The 2,841-nt window shown below is 34.7% G+C and carries 3 protein-coding genes; all 3 read right to left on the bottom strand.

Annotated elements, in window-relative coordinates; translation table 11 throughout:
• Positions 1–34 precede the first annotated feature (34 nt).
• Complete coding sequence (locus ACMUOV_RS05485) at positions 35–1,129, bottom strand: DegT/DnrJ/EryC1/StrS family aminotransferase (protein WP_413854101.1); 1,095 nt, start codon at positions 1,127–1,129, stop codon at positions 35–37.
• Between the two features lie 138 nt (positions 1,130–1,267).
• Positions 1,268–2,068 carry an LpxI family protein gene (locus ACMUOV_RS05480; protein WP_413854100.1) on the bottom strand — a complete coding sequence of 267 codons (801 nt, stop codon included), beginning with the start codon at positions 2,066–2,068 and terminating at the stop codon, positions 1,268–1,270.
• On the bottom strand, positions 2,065–2,841 hold a 777-nt coding region (lpxA, locus tag ACMUOV_RS05475; protein WP_413854099.1), incomplete at its 5' end, for an acyl-ACP--UDP-N-acetylglucosamine O-acyltransferase. The genes ACMUOV_RS05480 and lpxA, both read right to left, overlap by 4 nt.

Genomic DNA, 2,841 nt, shown 5'->3' with positions numbered 1-2,841 from the left:
GAACCTACACCGACTACGGCTATTTTTATTTTGCTCATTTTTTAAAACCTTTTATTACTTTAATTATTGTGTTAATATCTTTAGAACCAAGTGACGGATGAACCGGAATTGATATAACTTCTTTTACAGCTTGTTCAGCAACCGGACATAAACCTTTTTTATATCCCAACTTCTGATACAAAGGTTGTTTATATATAACTTCCGGATAATGTATTCCGCAACCTATTCCGTTATCTTTTAAATATTTCATAAATTTATCTCTTAAACCGTATTTTACTTTAACGGTATATTGATGATAAACATGTGTATATCCTTTGGGAACAAACGGTGTTTCAATAAAATCAATATTTTTTAAACCGTCGGAAAGTTTTTTTGCATTTGCAATTCTTTGTTTAGTCCATTTTTGTATTTGTTCACACTGTGCAAGCCCCATGGCTGCCGCAACATTTGTAAGTCTGAAATTATACCCCAACATATCGTGCCCGTAATGTGACATTCTTCCGTGGTTAATAATTTTCTTTGTAAGAGCATCCGTTTTTAAATTATTTGTTAAAACGGCACCGCCTTCACCGGTAGTCATATTTTTTGTTGCATAAAAGGAAAAACATCCCGCATCACCTATAGAGCCGACTGTTTTATTTTTATATTTTGCCAAATGTGCCTGGCAACAATCTTCAATTAAAATAAATTTATATTTCTTTTTTAATTTTAAAAGTTCGCCCATATCACAAGGTAAGCCGTATAAATGAACACATATTACGGCTTTAATATTTTTTTCTTTTTTCAATATTTTTTCAACCGATTTAGGATCGATATTAAAAGTTTTTTCGTCAATATCGGCAAATATCGGTTTTGCACCGCAATATAAAATTGAATTTGAAGTTGCAATAAAAGTAAAAGGTGTTGTTATAACTTTATCACCCGGCTTAATTGCACAAGCCAAAAGTGCGGCATGAAGGGCAGTCGTTCCGCTTGAACAAACGGTTCCGTATTTTGCACCGGAAATTTTTGAAAATTTATTTTCAAATTCTTCCACATATTTTCCGCTTGCAACTATACCGGAATCAATAACTTCATTTATAAATTGTTTTTCTTTTTTCCCGAAAATCGGTTTTACCAACGGTATCATTTTACCTCCAAAAAAATTGCTTTGCAATTTTTTAGCCGAGAGCTGAGCCGGAAACTTTGTTTACAAGCCCAACATCACCGGCTGAGCAGCTGATAGTTTAACGACAACAACGAAACCACAATGTATAATGTACATTACCTAAACGGCTAAAATTGTTACACCAAGTTCCTTAGCTTTTTTGATAACTTCGTCTTTATCTAAAATTAATGTAGAGCCGGCCTCTATCGCCATAGCCCTTATTTTATTTTCTTTTAATGTATCAATTGTTCTTGTTCCTATAACGGGAACATCAAAACGAAAATCCTGATTCGGTTTTGCAACTTTAACAACTATTGCATTTTCCCCGCCCAAACCGTAAGCCCTTTTTATACATTCATCTGTTCCTTCAATGGACTCAACGGCCAATACGGATTTATCTTTTACCACAACGGTTTGCCCTATATCAAAACCTGCTATGCCTTTTGCTATTTTAAAACCGAATTCAACATCTTTTGTTTCTGCGGAATTTAATTTTTTACCGACTATCAAGCCCTTTTGTGCAAGCAAATGTTTTAAATATATGTGTGACGGTAAGAAATTTATTCCGTCTTTTTCAAATTCCTTTACAACGGCACCGAGTATGGTATCGGTTTTTTTATTCAACAAAGAGCCCATCAATTTCATTGCTCTGAAATCCATGGTAATTGCAGAATATATTTTTGCATGCTTAACCTGCCCCACCATAAGAGCGGTTTTAACATCATTTTCTTTAAATATATCTATAATTTTTTGCAATTTACCTATTGATGTCCAGTAAACTTTATCACAAACCTTTTCAATATCCTTATCGGCTTCTTCTTTTAAAGCTATAACGATAAAAGGTTGATTTTGTTTTTTTATTTCTTCGGCAACAAGAAAAGGAAACCTGCTGTTACCTGCAATTATTCCTATATTACTCATCTTGGCCTTGCAATTCCCCTTTGAGATTTCTTTATAAACTTAACTATATCGCAAACGGGAGTTGAATTTTTAAATTCATCTTCAAGTTTTTCAAGTGCTTGTTCCAACGTTAACTTTGACATAAATAAAATTTTATATGCATGCCTTATTGCTTCAATATCTTCGTGCGGAGTTTGCCTTCTTTTTAAGCCGATTAAATTAAGCCCTACAAGCTTTGCCCTGTCACCCTGTGCCTGTGCAAAAGGAATAATATCCATAACAACCATTGCACCGCCGCCGATAATTGAACTTTTACCTATTCTTGTAAATTGATGAACGGCGGCAAGCCCGCCTATAACAACATTATCTTCTATTTCAACATGCCCTGCTATTGCAACACAATTTGCAATTATTACATTATTACCGACTATACAGTCATGTCCTATATGGCTGCACATCATAAGTAAACAATTTTTACCGACTACAGTTTCTCCGTGAGCCGCCGTTCCTCTGTTGACCGTAACATATTCCCTGATCATTGTACCGTCGCCTATAATTGCTTTTGTTTTTTCACCTGCATATTTTAAATCCTGCGGGGCAGTTCCTACTACACTGTGGCTAAACAATTTACAATTTTTACCTATATCGGCACATTCAACAACAACACCGGAATTTATTATCGTGCCGTCACCGATTGATACATCTTTTCCTATAACGGCATAAGGTCCTATTTCAACATTTTGTCCTATTACTGCAGAACTGTCTATAATAGCAGTTTGATGTATCATTTTAAG

It is taken from the genome of Candidatus Ruminimicrobium bovinum, from assembly GCF_902760015.1.
Classification (GTDB): domain Bacteria; phylum Elusimicrobiota; class Endomicrobiia; order Endomicrobiales; family Endomicrobiaceae; genus Ruminimicrobium; species Ruminimicrobium bovinum.
Note: the sequence above shows the minus strand (reverse complement) of the source record. Positions and strands in the feature narration are given on the sequence as shown.